This is a genomic window from Paenibacillus sp. IHB B 3084 (genome assembly GCF_001447315.1).
Lineage (GTDB): Bacteria > Bacillota > Bacilli > Paenibacillales > Paenibacillaceae > Paenibacillus.
This window is the reverse complement of record NZ_CP013203.1, coordinates 2,259,228-2,275,062: the sequence shown is the minus strand read 5'-3', so window position 1 is coordinate 2,275,062 and position 15,835 is coordinate 2,259,228. Positions and strand designations below refer to the sequence as shown.

Below are 15,835 nucleotides of genomic sequence, written 5' to 3'. Positions count from 1 at the left end.
TTGTAAGCGCTTTAATAAGAGGATGACATACAACCATGCGAAGCTACAGGAGGCGGATAAGGTGGACAATTACATGAACTGGATAAAAATTGGATTTTTTCTCATCGTTCTGTTTTTACTTGCAGCAGCATGCAGTACCTCTCCCAAGCTGGAGAACACCGATGGGCAAAAGGTGCGGCTCACGATGCAAGCTTGGGGTAATCCCGCTGAGGTGAAGGTGTACCAGCGGGCGCTCGATGCCTTTGAGAAGGAAAACCCGAATATTGAGGTCAAGCTGGTGCCTGTACCAGGAGATCAGTATGAGCAAAAGCTGCTGACACAGCTTCAGGGAAGCCGCGGGCCGGACGTGTTTTATTCGTATGAGCCAACGATTGCACGTTTGATTGGAGCGAAGCAGGTGCAGCCGTTGGGTGAATTTTTAAAAAGTGATGCCAGTGATGTGAAGGCCGAAGATTTTCCGGAGGGATTGTGGGGTCCAGCCAAACGCGATGGGGAAATTTACGGGGTCACTCCTGACTCGAATCCCATGGTGATGTATTACAACAAAAAGGTCTTTAAGGATGCCAGTGTGAAGACACCGCAGGAATATTATGACGAGGGCAAATGGAACTGGGACGCCTTTGAGGAAGTCACATCGAAGCTGAAAGCTGCCGGAAAACAGGGCTATATCGCAGAAAACTGGTGGGCTCACTGGTATTCATGGGTGTGGTCGAATGGCGGACGGATTTTTGATGAACAAGGCAAGTATGTGCTGGACCACAATGAAAAGGGTAAGGAAGCCTTTGGCTTCATGTACGATATGGTGAAAAAGGGAAATGCGGTATATCTCGGCTCGCTTCCCAAAGGGCAAGGGGCTGATGCGATGTTCATGTCCAATCAAGTCGGTATGCTGGCTGCGGGAAGATGGCTGGAACCCTTGTTTAGTCAAAATAAAAGTCTCGACTTTGATTATATTTACTGGCCTTCCAATACGGGCAAAAATGAACCTGTCGCCATTCCGGTCGCCTACGTAGCCGTAAACAAAAATAGTCCGCATGTGCAAGAGGCCATGAAGCTGGCAGCATTCTATGTCTCTGTGAAAGGGCAGGAGGCGCGACTGGTTGAAGGTGGGAACGCCATGGGTACACTTGCCGCCGCAGATGAGAGCATTATGAAAACGGCGAAGATTGGGCATTCAAGCTATTTGACCGAAGGACGCGATAAGGGGCATGCCCACGGCTCTGCACTGGCCTATGATGCTCAGATACCGGGATTAAATTCGGATATCACGGAGACGATTGACCTAATGTTCCTGGGCAAGCAGGATGCTGCGGCAACGATTGAGAAGCTGAATCAGATCATATCCAAGGCGGTCAAGTAGGCACGGAATACGGCCGCGACCGGGGAGGAAGGTGACAAGATGCAGAAAAAACATCAAGCGCTGTGGGGCTATCTGTTCATTGGCCCCCAGTCTCTTGGTCTGTATGTTTTTCGCTGTTGCCATTGCTATATGCGTTTTACTTCAGCTGTGTAAACTGGGATGGTTTTGGCATTACGGTGAACGTTGTGACAGCTATGCTGATTAGCGCGTTTATGACGGCGTATGCTTTTGCTAAAATACGTTTTCCAGGTTCTGATTAGTTACCCCTTGAAAAGTCATAATTTCGCCTTGAATATAAGCAAGGAATTCGAATCGTCCAAGTAGAAGTTGTTGTTGTCGAGGTGACAAAAGCTTCATCGAGGCGCTCTGAATTCCTTAAATCACTTGTATCTTAACTGTACAAATGAAGGAGTGGTATGCCGTGAAAGTCGTAATTTGTGAAGACGAATGTTGTTGGGGCGATGCGTTAAAAGCGTCTATATCTCGGTGGGCTTTAAATAAAAATATAGAGTTGCAATGTACTGATTTTTATTCGTCCCAGAAATTAGTTCAATATCTTAATGCTCACATAGATATAGACGTAGTTTTGCTCGATATTTCGCTACGTAGTGAAGAAGATATTGATGGATTGGCTACAGCAAAGCATATTCGGAAAATGGGGAATCGGGTACCTATCATTTTTGTTACAGTTGATTCTGCTCGTGCTATTGACGGATATTTAGTTGAAGCAATGGGCTTCTTGAAAAAACCTATTGACGAGAAGCGACTTTCGCTATTTCTGGATAGGGTAGTGAAGCGAAAAAAACCGGAACGAGTATTTACTATTATAGCAGAGTCCACGATAAATATTGTTCGTCAAAGTGATATAGCTTTTGTGGAAGTGAATAATCATACAATAATCTATCATACAACAAAAGAGGAAATCTATCTTAGAGGAACATTAAATAAAGTTATGCAGTTATTAGGGTGTGAGAATTTCATCCAGATACATAGGTCATATGTGATTGCAAAATCTAAAATCTACAGAGTGAAAATAACTTATCCATATTCCGTGGATATTCTCAATGGTCATGAGATTACCCATCTTCCCGTGAGCAGAAATTATATTAATAACCTGCTTGAGGTGTACTCAGATGATGTATTGCAGTGAATATTATGAATACAGTATGCCTTCTTGTAAAACAGAAATTTATTCGTATTTCATGCTGTTTACGTCATCAACATACTATCTACGCCAGCCCCTTGAAATTTCTTCTGTACTGTTTGATAATCTGGACACAACAGAAGAAACGATTGACTCATATTCAAAACTACGAAAGGAGTATGCGAGTGAAATAGATTTTTACGTTATGCATCTTAGAGATTATCATGTACGTGGCTTACCCAGAACGATGATATATGGCGGAAAATTAGGAAAAATAAAGTATATTAATTGTGAAAGGAGTACAATATGAAATTTGTTAAAAAAAGCGTTAGTTATGTTTTGGCCATACTGCTCATGTATAGTGTTTTAGTAGTTCCCTCTTTCGCGGCAAATGAAACAACGCCACAAGTGGCTAAGGAAGAGGCGAAAAATGCAGAAATTCAATCCATGCCCTCTATATCGTATTCTGAAATGGATACTCAAAAATTTGACAATCTAGATGAAATATCTCCTGACGAAGCAAAAAAGATTTCCACAGAATCTACCCAGAGCAGAACCGTTAAACTGCAAAGCGCATGGAGGATCTCCGAACCTGTATTTGTAGGAGATGGCACTCTCAGTGAATCATTTGATAGTTATGGGGTTTCTCTCACTGCAAAGCAGCTTTCATTCCTAAAGCTGGATTCCAGCAATTCAAATTTGTTGGCTATTCTGTACAATGTCAATGCCAACGGCTCGTTAGGCAGTTCTACTGGATGGGGTGTTAAAGCAAACGGAAGTCACTCATACATTAATATCCCAGCAGGGAAATATGCGATTGTAATTGGTTCTGCAACAGGTGAAGAAAGAGGTAACTATAAATTGATGTGGAATGCTTCAAATCCATCGGGTGCTTCTTCCATTATCAATTGTACAGCGGACCTTTCCAGAGTCGTCTTGTATTATAATCTTTCAACAATCCGCAGTAACGGAGATAATATCTTGACAGGACTCAAATGGGAAAATTCCGAAACATGGTATACCCCGAATGGGTATTCCGCTAGAGATATGAGCATGTCAGTAGCTGAAGTAAAGGGGGTATATTTGGGGTCATTCTCCAGTAGTGTACCATATTCCGCTCCAAATGCATTACTGATTGATATCAGTAAGGGATCATGGCTCTATATGAACAGCTATTATCGTAATGTAGAGGGAGATGTAACGCACATTATGGATTACTTCGATCTTTCTGGTCTTAAAACTCCGAGAACCTTTGGAACAGAGCATACCGATTTTTCGTATGGTCCTAATTACATCGTTATTAATTTGGACACATTCCAAGTTTGTGAGTTCTTAAGTCCATTTAATTATCATTATACTTCAGACGGTGGCCGCACTTATTCGCTTACCAAGCTACAAAAAATTTCTTAAAGCGAAAATAACCTACTGCTTATCTATCTCAATACACCAGAGAAATTCACGGTTCCGGTGCTGCTCGTCTATATAATTGCTCAAAAACAAATTATCGAAGGCATTACCTTGACGGGTATCAAGGGGTAGGGGCGTTTCCCTGCTCCTTTTTCTGTTCTTTTCGATACTGTAACGGGGTATACCCGGTGCATTGCTTGAACACACGGCCAAAGTGAGCGATGCTGTCAAAGCCCGTTTTTTCAGCGATCGCTGTCACTTTCCAGCTCGTTTCTCTCAGATACGCTCGTGCTTGCTGAACCCGGACATCCTGAAGATACTCTACTAAGGTAAAGCCTGTGGTCTGCTTGAAAATCCGGCACAAATACGTACTGCTGATATAAAAATGCCTTGCCAGTTGATCCAGAGTCAGCTTCTCCGCATAGTGTACATGCAGATATTCGATGACCGCATACACTCGCTGCTGTTTTTCGCTGCGTTCAGGCGCAATGGTGTCGGGGGTGGCCGATTGTATGCGTCCGATTCGAATAAGCAGTTGGAGCAGCAAGCTTTGGAGGTACATATGGCGGTAGATATGGTCTTGGTGGTACTCATCCAGCATTTGCTGGAACAGATGCTCCAGCTCGCGCTGTTCCTCCGCCGAAGGGCGAAGCAGAAAGCTTTTCTCCGGCAGGAGGGGCTGCTTCTGATCGCTGGATGGGGTGTCAGGTATCGACGTGGCAACAAACGCTTCATCAAAATTGATCAGAATCCGCTCATGGCTACCGTTGCCCTTGTTACTCGTACGGTGGAAATCGTGTTTGCTGATCCAGATCAGATCTCCCTTCTGTAGAGCGTATACCCGCTGATTAATGTAATAGTAGCGCTCTCCTGCCAGTAGATAATAGATTTCATGTGCTTGGTGAACATGGTCAGCGGACATGCTGAACGGCTCTGTCCGTAGCGCTTGCTCGATGGCAAAACGGGGTGTGGCGATCACATCAACGGTCTCCTTTACGAGAAAATTCAAATGGATAATATATGTATACTTTAAGGACAAATTCACAATAAATGCGAAGAATTCGCTCTTTCTTATACTATAAAATAAAAGTAATTCATGCAAAGGGTGTGTGCCAATTGGCTAAAATCAAATATGCACTTGTAGGTACTGGAGGAAGAGCCGAATTTTTTTACGGTGAAGTTGTTACCGTTTTCAAGGATACCTCGGAGCTGATCGCGTTCTGTGACGTCAATCAGACGAGAATGGACTATGCCAATCGGCTGTTGCAGGAGAAATATGAGCACGAACCGATTCCGACCTATAAAGCTCATGAATTTGAACGGATGATCGCGGAAACGAAGCCCGATATCGTGATCGTCACGACCATCGACCGTGTGCATCATCAGTATATTATCCGGGCGATGGAATTGGGCTGTGATGTTATTTCCGAGAAGCCGATGACGGTGGATGAGGACAAATGTCAAGACATTTTGAATGCCATAGATCGCACAGGACAGAAGCTGCGTGTCACCTTTAATTATCGTTATGCGCCCCATAATACGAAAATACGCGAGGTGATCCTGGACGGGACGTTGGGTGAGGTGCTGTCCGTCAACTTTGAATGGCTGCTGAATACGCAGCATGGCGCGGATTATTTCCGTCGCTGGCACCGGGATAAGCGCAACAGTGGCGGTCTGTTGGTGCATAAATCGACGCATCATTTTGATCTGATGAACTTTTGGCTCGGCTCGAAGCCGGAGACGGTATATGCGATGGGCGATCTGAAATTTTATGGCCGGGAAAATGCGGAACAGCGCGGCGTGACTGAATTCTACCAGCGTGCGTACGGCAGCAAGGCAGCGGAAAATGACCCGTTTGCGCTGCATCTTGACCGTAACGAGCACCTGAAAAGCATGTACCTGGATGCTGAGCATGAGGATGGCTATGTGCGGGATCAAAGCGTATTTGGCGACAATATTAGCATTGAGGACACGCTGAGTGTCATGGTGAAGTACAAGAACAAGACAGTCATGAACTACTCGCTGAATGCTTACATGCCTTGGGAGGGATTTATCATCGTGTTCAACGGCACCAAGGGGCGGATGGAGGTACGGGTATCCGAGCAATCCTACGTTAATTCCGGGGGCAGTAAGGCAGACGAGGGGGCGTTAAAAGAAAAAACCATCACGATCTATCCCCACTTTGCAGCACCTTATGAGGTGGAGGTAGAGGAAGGCGTAGGTGGTCATGGCGGTGGTGATCCGGTCATGCTGCGGGATATTTTTGATAAGCCGGCGGATGATCGGTTTCAGCGTGCAGCCTCCCATATAGATGGAGCGTGGTCCATTTTAACGGGCATTGCCGCCAATCGCTCCATCCGTACGGGCCAGCCAGTGAAGGTGGAGGAACTGGTGCGTTTGTAAAGACTGGCAACCACTAAAATAACCAAGAAGCCCCCTGTTTATCTTGTGAACAGAGGGGCTTCTTCTTAGTATTTTACTGTCAGTGGCGGCAGAGTTTCTATTGCTGTTATATAGCGCTTTATTTCATTATTTATCGGCAGTCAGTTCACGGGCACCAAGTTGTTGCACAGGGCGATGGTTATCGGGAAAAATAGTAGCAAACCGGCTGATTTGGTCTGCTGACATTTTGATAGGCTGTTCCAGTATCGTCCAGTTCACATGCTCCGTACATGGCGGGGTAGTCAGAGAGCCATTGTAGCGAACCGAATGCAGGTCCTTCGGCAGAAGGGAAGCAAGATTAATTCCTTCCTCCAGAGCTGCATCTTGAGAGGTCGTATCTTTCGGCAGTTTGGACCAAATACTGTTGAAGGCTTTATTCTCCGTACCCCTTTGAATGAGTACGCCTAAAACTGCTGTGCGGCCGTTGTCGCTCTGATGAACAAAGTGAAGCTCCATCTCGGCATTTTTACCATCAATCTGGTGTTCGCTGGGATGATGGAAATGAAACTGCTTTAAAGTATAACGAGTGCCGTCCACCACAATAGTATTGCCGGGGCCGGCAGTATTGATTTGAACGGTGTGTCCATTATTCAGAATGGATACTTTCGTATTGGTGTAGTGAACCTGTATCGGCTGCTGCGTTTGCGAAGCTTCCATTCGAGTATGTTCTATGTTGACAGGGGATTGTTCGTGGCCGTTACCACAAGCGGCGAAATCCTTTTCCAACTCTCCCCAATGCTCCGGTCCCTCCTCTCCCTCATAGGACCAGTGTGGATTTTTCTGAACAACCGCATAGGCGGCGCTACCAGTCGGTGAAGACGAAGTATTCGTAGATTTGGAAGTGGCGGGCTGAGCATTACATCCGGTTGCCGACACAACCAAGAAAATAGCAAACATGCTGGACAAGCAAACTCTCCAGTTTTTTTTCATTGTGCATGATCCTTCTTCCCAAAGTAGAGTATGTGAAACTTTTTACATTGTAAATTATTGTACAAAGTTCCATCAAGGGTACAAGGACTTAGAAAGAAGGAAAGGGTGCACTCTTTTTTTACAGCTTATTCAGAATGTTATCCTCCAGTACAGCGGATTTATCCCCGTACTCTTTAATAATATGCTTTTCTCCCCAGGCGCACAGAGAATCCAAAATGCCCGTCAGACTGCAACCATATTCACTAAGCTCGTACTCCACTTTGGGAGGCACCTGATTGTAGCTAATTCGATTGACGATGCCGTCTTCCTCTAATTCCCGAAGCTGCTGCGTCAGCATTTTTTGTGTAATCGAAGGCATGATGCGTTTCAATTCGCTTGTCCGCATTTTCCCATGTGTCAAATGACACAGGATCACACACTTCCACTTCCCACCGATAACCTCTAAAGTCGCCTCAACCGAGATGTTGTATTTTTTCTGACCCAATGTCGATCCCTCCGTGTGTTTCACCTTTTGTTTAGGGTACTTTTTGGTACCTATATCACTAAAAAGTACGTACTGTTCATAATTGCTTGAATAACTCATAATAACATCTGCTGGTCGAAGATTTCTATAGATAGGAGTGAAAGACATGTCGTCAGACTCAAAACGAAGTATTTGGCCATTACTGGCTTTAGCCGTAAGTGCCTTTGCCATTGGGACAACCGAGTTCATCAGCGTGGGACTGCTTCCCCTGATCGGTGAGGACTTGCACATATCCGTAACCATGTCGGCCTTAACCGTCACGTTGTATGCCTTAGGGGTAACCATCGGGGCTCCCGTTTTGACCTCGTTAACATCCAGTATTCCCCGTAAAACGCTGCTGCTGTGGATCATGATTGTATTTATTGCAGGCAACAGCCTCGCTGCGTTCTCCAGTGGAATTGTCATGCTGCTGATTGCACGTGTGGTCTCGGCGTTCTCCCATGGGGTGTTCATGTCCATCGGCTCCACCATCGCAGCCGATCTTGTACCCAATGACCGCCGAGCCAGTGCCATTTCCATTATGTTCTCCGGGCTGACCGTAGCCACGGTCACGGGTGTACCCTTGGGAACCTTTATCGGGCAGCAATGGGGCTGGCGAGCGGCATTCATGGCGATTGTGATCGTCGGTGTGGTGGCACTCATTGCGAATCTGATTTTGCTGCCATCCAATCTGCGCAAAGGGAACAGAACCCCCTTCCGCGAGCAGGTCAAACTGGTTACCAATGGTCGCTTGCTACTCGCCTTTATCATTACAGCATTGGGGTATGGAGGCACGTTTGTCGTGTTTACTTATTTATCTCCATTACTTCACGACATAACCGGATTTAAGCAAAGTACGGTAACGTTCATTCTTTTGCTGTATGGAATCGCGATTGCCATAGGGAATGTCATTGGTGGAAAAGCTGCGAACCGCAAGCCGCTTTCAGCTTTATTTTACATGTTCCTGATTCAAGCTGCCGTCCTGCTCGTCCTGCTGTTCACCGCTCCTTTTAAAACCGCTGGACTGATTACGATTTTCTTCATGGGATTGCTTGCGTTCATGAACGTGCCCGGCTTACAGGTATATGTGGTGATGTTGGCTGAACGTTTTGCCCCCAAAGCCGTAGATGTCGCTTCTGCCGTCAATATCGCTGCTTTCAACGCGGGGATTGCGATTGGAGCTTATGTAGGTGGAATTGTGACGGATGCTCTGGGTCTCATTCATACGACCTGGATCGGGGCGATTATGGTTTTCGCTGCGGTTCTACTCACAGGCTGGAGTCGCACGCTAGAAAAAAGGGATACACTCACCGATATAGGTTCACAATCTTAATAAATGCAGAGAGGAAGATAAACAATGACTCAAAACTTACAAAGCACAACAACATTGCACAACGGAGTTCACATGCCTTGGTTCGGAATCGGGGTATTTAAAGTGGAGGAAGGCTCAGAGCTGGTCGATGCCATCAAAACGGCTGTGAAGCATGGTTATCGCAGTATAGATACAGCCGCAGCTTATGCCAACGAAAACAGTGTAGGACAAGCCATCCGCGAGGCTCTTCAGGAAAATAACCTGTCCAGAGAAGACCTTTTCGTAACGTCCAAAGTGTGGAATGCCGATCTGGGGTATGAAGAGACACGGGCAGCCTATGAAGTAAGTCTGGACAAGCTGGGTCTGGACTATCTGGATCTGTATCTGATTCATTGGCCGGTTCAAGGCAAGTATAAAGAAGCCTGGAGAGCTTTGGAGTCCTTATATAAAGAAGGGCGGATCAAGGCTATCGGAGTCAGCAACTTCCAGATTCATCATTTGGAGGACCTTATGAAGGATGCTGAAATCACACCAATGGTAAATCAGGTGGAATTTCATCCACAATTAACACAAACCGAGCTACTGCAATTCTGTCAAAAGAACAATATTCAAATGGAAGCCTGGTCCCCGTTAATGCAAGGCCAATTGCTTGATCATGCGGTACTGCAAGACATAGCGACCAAGTATGGCAAATCGGTGGCACAAGTGATTTTGCGCTGGGATGTGCAGCAGGGAGTTGTCACCATTCCCAAGTCTACCAAGGCGCATCGGATTGTCGAAAATGCCGACATTTTTGATTTTGAATTGACGCAAGAGGATATGGATCGAATTCAGGCGTTAAATGCGAATCATCGGGTAGGTCCTGATCCGGATAACTTTGATTTTTAAACTCTATTTCCATGATACGCCGTTCCTTTCTTCATTGAAGGGAGCGGCGTTTTTTATCCATGATGGGTCTGGAGCCACAGCATTCCAATCCCGCCATATGGTATTATAGGGTTATGATAAAAGAGACGTTATGGAAGCTTGTGAAAATGAAGACAATCCGGGGGACCTCATGAATAAGACGATTGCAGATATAGCCCAAATGGCTGGCGTATCCAAGAGTACGGTATCCCGTTTTTTGAACGGCGGGGCTGTCAGTGTGGATACAAGACGTAAAATTGAAAAGGTGGTCAAGGCCACGGGTTATGTCCCTAATACCTTTGCCCAGAGCCTGAAAGCGAAGCGGACTAACATTATCGGAACCGTTGTGCCACGTCTGGATTCCTTCGCGACATCCCATACGCTGATGGGTATAGATCAAGAGCTGCGGGCCCAGCATTATCAGATGCTGATCTCGAATACAAGCCAGGATGTGAAGCGTGAAATCGAAGCCATTTACGAGCTGGGTCGGCAAAAGATTTCCGGTATTATTTTACTGGCTGCTGAAATTACCGATGAGCATCTGACCGCGATCCGCGACATTGCGATTCCGGTTTTGCTGGTGGGGCAGCAGCACACGCAGCTTCACAGCCTTATCCATGATGACTACCGGGCGGGATATGATATTGGCGCATATGTTCTGTCACAGGGCCACCGTGAAATTGCCTACGTCGGCGTTACGGAAAAGGATGTCGCTGTCGGTGTGCGGCGCAAGGAGGGCTTTAAGCAGGCTGTTCGGGATGCATTGCCCGATCAAGCTCATATGGACGATGTGAAGCAACTGGAGCGATCCGCTGGGTACGATATCAGATACTATGAAACCGGATTTAAAATGTCTGATGCACGGGTGGCTGCGTCTGCGATTTTAGATGGATTCAAGCCATCCTTAATGGTGTGTGCTACGGATAATATTGCGCTTGGCGTGATCAACGCGGCGTATTCCAGAGGAATTGCCATTCCGTCGGAATTGTCGGTGACTGGCTTCGGGGGATACGATATTACAGAGGTGATTCATCCTGCGCTGACAACCGTGCAATATCCGTACATGGAAGCAGGACGCGTAGCGGCGCAAAATATTGTAAGGCTGGTAGAACACAAACCGGTAGAGAAAGTGACCGTTATGAATTATTCTCTGATAGAGAGAGAAAGCGTTGACAAACGCTGAACAGGTGGATTATAATTTCTTCGAAACCGGTTCCACGGCACTCGGGCATAAGTGGAACCGGTTGCAAATCCATGTATGAGTATATTTTTTTAATCGTACAGGAACCGGTTCCTATATATTATTTTTTCGTCAAATTGGAACCGGTTCCTGAGACGGAAGTTTTAATACAGAATGAGGTACACCTATGAAAATGACAAAAGAACAAAAGTATCGACTGATTGAGCAGGCAGAGCCCGGTGAAATAGCCAGCTTGGAGAAAAAGGTGGAGCAATGTCACTGGCGGCAGGAGTTTCATATTCAGCCACCGACAGGCTTGCTCAATGATCCCAATGGCTTTTCGTATTATCAGGGTGAATATCATTTGTTCTATCAGTGGTTCCCGTTTGGAACCGATCATGGAATGAAATACTGGTATCATTTGAAGTCCAGAGATTTGGTCACATGGGACGACGCAGGCATCGGTATCGCACCGGGAGATTATTTTGATTCACATGGTGCTTATTCAGGTAGCGCGATGGAGCATGAGGGCAAGCTGTATATGCTATATACGGGAAATACACGTGACGAGGACTGGATCAGACATCCTTATCAATGTATGGCCGTTATGGATGAGAGCGGTCTCATTACAAAATGGGAGCATCCCGTTATTCCGAACGTGCCGGAAGGATATACGGATCATTTTCGTGATCCCAAGCTGTGGAAGGACGGAGACAGCTTTTACTGTGTGATCGGTGCCCAGAGAGCGAATGCAACAGGCTGTGCCGTCCTTTATCGGTCAACCGACCTACATACGTGGCAGTTTCAGGGGGAACTGCGGACAGGGCTGGAGACGTTTGGCTACATGTGGGAATGTCCGGATTATTTTGAACTGGACGGCTCGGGTGTATTGGTATTTTCTCCTCAGGGCCTGGAGCCTTCCGGGGATGAGTATCACAACATTTATCAGTCGGGCTATGTGATCGGCAAACCGCTGGATACCCAAACCAGAATATTGGAGCACGGCGTATTCCGCGAGCTGGACCGAGGCTTTGACTTTTATGCACCGCAGACGATGATCGACCCGCAGGGGCGGCGTATTATGGTGGCGTGGATGGGATTACCGGATATCGATTATCCGACAGATCCGAACGGATGGGCACATTGCCTGACGCTGCCGAGGGAGCTTACGCTTCATGAGGGCAAACTCATACAAAGGCCAATACCTGAGCTAACCACGCTGCGTAGAAAGCGTGAGGAGCGGGTAGCCGACACATTAACGTCGGAGAGCAAAACCTATACGGGCTTCAGGGGTACGGCTTATGAGCTGATTTGTGAGTATGATCTTTTGAGCGCCAAGGCATGCGGTATTGAATTCCGCGCAAGTGCGACTGAGAAAACGGTGATCCGATATGATGCCGTCAGCCGCAAACTTGTGATGGACCGTTCGCAATCGGGTGAGCCTGTCGCTGCTTCGTATGGTGAGATAAGACAGTGCGCCATGAATGGGGACCGTATCAAGCTTCATCTGTTCGTGGATACGTCTTCGGTGGAAATTTTCGTCAATGATGGGGAAGAGGTGTTCACCAGTCGTATTTTTCCGCACCCAGAGAGTGACGAAATACGCTTTTTTGCCGACAAGGGAGAGGCTCTCTTCCAAGCGGTAAAATGGGATTTTACATGAATATTCAACATCATCAAGTGGATCGTTAATCATCAATAAATAACGGAATGAACGAGAGGATGAACATCATGGCGGAGAACCGGGAAATAGCCAAAGAAGTGATCCAAGCAATCGGTGGGAAGGATAATATTGCGTCCTTTGCTCACTGCGCGACACGCCTACGGATTATGGTGCATGACAAGGAGAAGATTGATCAGAAAAAGGTCGAAGAAATCGACAAGGTCAAAGGAGCTTTTTTCAACTCGGGTCAGTATCAGATTATTTTTGGTACAGGTACGGTCAATCGGATTTTTGAAGAGGTCGAGAAGCTCGGAGTGACCGGTACATCTAAAGAAGAAGTGAAGAGTCAGGCGAAAAAGGAAGGCAACGTTTTCCAACGCTCCATTCGTACCTTTGGCGACGTATTTGTACCGATCATTCCGGTGCTGGTTGCTACGGGACTGTTCATGGGATTGCGGGGCATGCTTACCCAGCCGCAAATTCTGGCCCTGTTCGGCATGACGCCGCAGGATATTTCACCGAATTTCCTATTGTTTACCCAAGTATTGACGGATACGGCTTTTGCTTTTCTACCTGCGCTGGTTGCGTGGTCAGCCTTTAGAGTATTCGGTGGTAGCCCGGTGCTCGGTATCGTTCTCGGTCTAATGCTGGTGAACCCGGCCTTGCCCAACGCCTATGCTGTTGCGGACGGCTCAGCTCATCCCTTGACGATGTTCGGATTCATCCCTGTGGTGGGTTATCAGGGCTCAGTATTGCCAGCCTTCTTCGTGGGTTTGATCGGAGCCAAGCTGGAACGGGGGCTGCGCAAACGGGTACCCGAAGCGCTGGATCTGATTCTTACGCCATTTTTAACGCTGTTGATCATGATTATACTGGGACTGTTTGCCATCGGTCCGGTTTTCCATTCTCTTGAAGAGTGGGTACTTCAAGGAACGACGTTTGTACTGGATTTGCCTTTCGGTATCGCAGGGATTGTCATTGGTTTTCTGCATCAGATTATCGTAGTTACAGGCGTGCACCATATATTTAATTTTCTGGAAATTCAACTGCTTGAAAAGAATGGCGTAAACGCCTTCAACGCCATCATTACTTGCGCTATGGCTGCCCAAGGTGCAGCTTGTCTGGCGGTTGGACTGAAAACGAAGAACGGCAAGCTGAAAGCGTTAGCGCTTCCTTCCTCGTTGTCTGCTTTTCTGGGGATTACGGAGCCGGCTATTTTCGGGGTCAACCTGAGATATATGAAGCCTTTTGTCATGGGCCTGATCGGCGGAGCGGTCGGTGGCTTTATCGCTTCGGTCTTCCATTTGGCGGCTACAGGTATGGCCATTACGGTCATTCCGGGGACGTTGCTCTACATGAACCATCAGCTTCCGCTTTATATTTTGGCGAACGTGGCTGCTATGGCAGTAGCTTTTGTCCTGACATGGATGTTTGGCTATAACGATAAAATGCTGGAGGAAGTCAAAACAGCAGGTTCCTCCAATTAACACCACCCAGGTGGCACGAATAAGTACGCATACGTGTATTAATGAACTGTAACGGTCGCCCTACTTTGGAGCGCTCTTGGCCCTTGTTGTAAAAGGGCTGCTAGAGACGGCATCCAAGTGGGGCGGCCATTTTTCTTTAAACTTTAGCATTTCGTATCCGGTTACGCATCATGACTTTGGCCGCCAGTCAGTTCGGAACGCAACGGGTTGCCAGAGTATTTACAATGGCATGGACTTGGGTAGTAGAATAGTTTCCTTCCTTTAATGCGGTATTCCTTGACAAACTGTAGTGATTTTTATCAAATCCCGAAAAACAAAATTTTATGTCAATGAGTTAAAAATTTAAAAAAATATATATACGATGGTTATTTTGTGTGTTATTATATAAAAGTTGTTAAAATTTAGCAAAAACTTCTTGTAACAATGCTAGTTATTATGTTAGTGGCCATTGGGCTGAATCCTGCAAGCTCTTATGCAGATTCATCTTCATCGGCTAAAGCCCCTTCTAACCAGTCCCTATTCCCACCCTACTCCTCAATTGTTAATTCGGATACGCTCTTGAGCGGTTTGACGCTTGAAGAGTATAATGAAGCTATAGCCAATGCAGTTCCACTGGAGTCAGTAATTGTAAAAAGCGATAAAACTCAATCCATTGAAAAAATTTCCCCTATGGCTGTGCCATCTTGGTCATTTAGCCACCTAAGTCGTAACGATGGATTTTGGTCAGATAAGTTTTCAATTGGTTATGCAGGGTATGTGCCTGTAAGTGTGGTGCAGTGGGGAGATGATAGTTCTTGGTCTCAACCCGATGTTGGTTATACACTCGTGAGTAGAGATTATTTGGGTAAGGTTCGCATGGTTTCCGGAAGATATACAGGCACGAATACAAAATTTGAAATCAAGGTACCAGAAGCCGGACAATACCAAATGTTAGTAAATAATTTAAATGACTATACCATTTCCGGGAATGGATTCATGGGTTATTAAATCTTTTTAAATGGATTACTTTTGGAAGGGAGGAAGTGAGTGTGAATAAGCGACTCAGAACAGTTGTTATTATTTTAAGTCTAATTGTCGTTGTCGAAGGGGCGGTGGCCGTTATCAAAAGTCAGACCTTTGCGAACAGCAGTAAGCTTCAAACCCAAACTACCAATGATCCTGACTGGCTCACACCTGAGAAGAAGAAGGAGATAAACGAGAAAGTGTTATCTTCACAAGCAGAAATTATACACTCAAAATATGGAGATTTTTTCCCTGTTGAAGTTCCGAATGAGTATCCAAGCGATCAGGTTGCAAATCGGGACAATCAAGAGCAGATAACAGCTCAGACAAAGCAAGTTATCAAGAATAATTTCTTTTACGAAAAAAAGAGAAAAAAAACTAATTTTTTCCGGAACGCTTGTAAAAATGAGCGTTCTTTTTTGTGCGCCATGCATGGCGCGTAACTAGGCGGTGAAAGTCCGCTATGGGGGCTGACAGTTGCCAACCATTAGCCAAGAGCA

At 46.2% G+C, this 15,835-nt stretch carries 14 protein-coding genes and 2 pseudogenes; 13 read left to right on the top strand and 3 right to left on the bottom strand.

The window, feature by feature from the left end; genetic code table 11:
- The first annotated feature begins 61 nt into the window (after positions 1–61).
- The 5 genes and pseudogenes from ASL14_RS10695 to ASL14_RS29535 all read left to right on the top strand — a co-directional run.
- Positions 62–1,360, top strand: a complete 1,299-nt coding sequence (locus ASL14_RS10695; protein ID WP_134911563.1) for an ABC transporter substrate-binding protein — start codon at positions 62–64, stop codon at positions 1,358–1,360.
- 164 nt (positions 1,361–1,524) lie between these two features.
- A pseudogene (locus tag ASL14_RS29540) lies at positions 1,525–1,617 on the top strand (carbohydrate ABC transporter permease); the annotation flags it as partial.
- A 164-nt stretch (positions 1,618–1,781) separates the two neighbouring features.
- A complete protein-coding gene (locus ASL14_RS10685) occupies positions 1,782–2,510 on the top strand; it encodes a LytR/AlgR family response regulator transcription factor (protein WP_189338252.1) in 729 nt (242 codons plus the stop codon).
- A gap of 300 nt (positions 2,511–2,810) precedes the next feature.
- Positions 2,811–3,914: a hypothetical protein gene (locus ASL14_RS10680; RefSeq protein ID WP_134911561.1), complete on the top strand. Its 1,104-nt coding sequence runs from the start codon at positions 2,811–2,813 to the stop codon at positions 3,912–3,914.
- Positions 3,915–3,932: 18 nt separating this feature from the next.
- Positions 3,933–4,043, top strand: a pseudogene (locus ASL14_RS29535) (carbohydrate ABC transporter permease); the annotation flags it as partial.
- Here ASL14_RS29535 and ASL14_RS10670 read toward each other — a convergent pair.
- Positions 4,033–4,890 carry a helix-turn-helix transcriptional regulator gene (locus ASL14_RS10670; protein ID WP_134911560.1) on the bottom strand — a complete coding sequence of 286 codons (858 nt, stop codon included), beginning with the start codon at positions 4,888–4,890 and terminating at the stop codon, positions 4,033–4,035. The pseudogene ASL14_RS29535 and the gene ASL14_RS10670 overlap by 11 nt on opposite strands.
- A gap of 137 nt (positions 4,891–5,027) precedes the next feature.
- On the opposite strand from ASL14_RS10670, the gene ASL14_RS10665 reads away from it, so the two are divergent.
- On the top strand, positions 5,028–6,314 hold the full coding sequence (locus ASL14_RS10665) for a Gfo/Idh/MocA family protein (protein ID WP_134911559.1): 1,287 nt from the start codon (positions 5,028–5,030) through the stop codon (positions 6,312–6,314).
- 126 nt (positions 6,315–6,440) lie between these two features.
- On the opposite strand, the gene ASL14_RS10660 is transcribed toward ASL14_RS10665, so the two are convergent.
- Together ASL14_RS10660 and ASL14_RS10655 are read right to left on the bottom strand one after the other, a co-directional pair.
- Positions 6,441–7,283, bottom strand: a complete 843-nt coding sequence (locus ASL14_RS10660; RefSeq protein WP_134911558.1) for a carbonic anhydrase — start codon at positions 7,281–7,283, stop codon at positions 6,441–6,443.
- 118 nt (positions 7,284–7,401) lie between these two features.
- Positions 7,402–7,767, bottom strand: a complete 366-nt coding sequence (locus ASL14_RS10655; protein ID WP_134911557.1) for a winged helix-turn-helix transcriptional regulator — start codon at positions 7,765–7,767, stop codon at positions 7,402–7,404.
- 145 nt (positions 7,768–7,912) lie between these two features.
- Here ASL14_RS10655 and ASL14_RS10650 point away from each other — a divergent pair, with 145 nt between their 5' ends.
- From ASL14_RS10650 to ASL14_RS10620, 7 genes are all read left to right on the top strand, one after another.
- Positions 7,913–9,118 carry an MFS transporter gene (locus tag ASL14_RS10650; protein WP_134911556.1) on the top strand — a complete coding sequence of 402 codons (1,206 nt, stop codon included), beginning with the start codon at positions 7,913–7,915 and terminating at the stop codon, positions 9,116–9,118.
- A gap of 24 nt (positions 9,119–9,142) precedes the next feature.
- Positions 9,143–9,985, top strand: a complete 843-nt coding sequence (locus tag ASL14_RS10645; RefSeq protein ID WP_134911555.1) for an aldo/keto reductase — start codon at positions 9,143–9,145, stop codon at positions 9,983–9,985.
- Positions 9,986–10,154: 169 nt separating this feature from the next.
- Positions 10,155–11,186, top strand: a complete 1,032-nt coding sequence (locus ASL14_RS10640; RefSeq protein WP_134911554.1) for a LacI family DNA-binding transcriptional regulator — start codon at positions 10,155–10,157, stop codon at positions 11,184–11,186.
- Positions 11,187–11,370: 184 nt separating this feature from the next.
- Positions 11,371–12,846, top strand: coding sequence for a glycoside hydrolase family 32 protein (locus ASL14_RS10635; protein WP_134911553.1), 1,476 nt, complete (start codon positions 11,371–11,373; stop codon positions 12,844–12,846).
- 68 nt (positions 12,847–12,914) lie between these two features.
- Positions 12,915–14,333, top strand: a complete 1,419-nt coding sequence (locus ASL14_RS10630) for a sucrose-specific PTS transporter subunit IIBC (protein WP_134911552.1) — start codon at positions 12,915–12,917, stop codon at positions 14,331–14,333.
- Positions 14,334–14,891: 558 nt separating this feature from the next.
- Positions 14,892–15,320, top strand: coding sequence for a hypothetical protein (locus ASL14_RS10625; RefSeq protein ID WP_134911551.1), 429 nt, complete (start codon positions 14,892–14,894; stop codon positions 15,318–15,320).
- 41 nt (positions 15,321–15,361) lie between these two features.
- Complete coding sequence (locus ASL14_RS10620) at positions 15,362–15,778, top strand: hypothetical protein (protein ID WP_134911550.1); 417 nt, start codon at positions 15,362–15,364, stop codon at positions 15,776–15,778.
- The last annotated feature ends 57 nt before the right edge of the window (positions 15,779–15,835 follow it).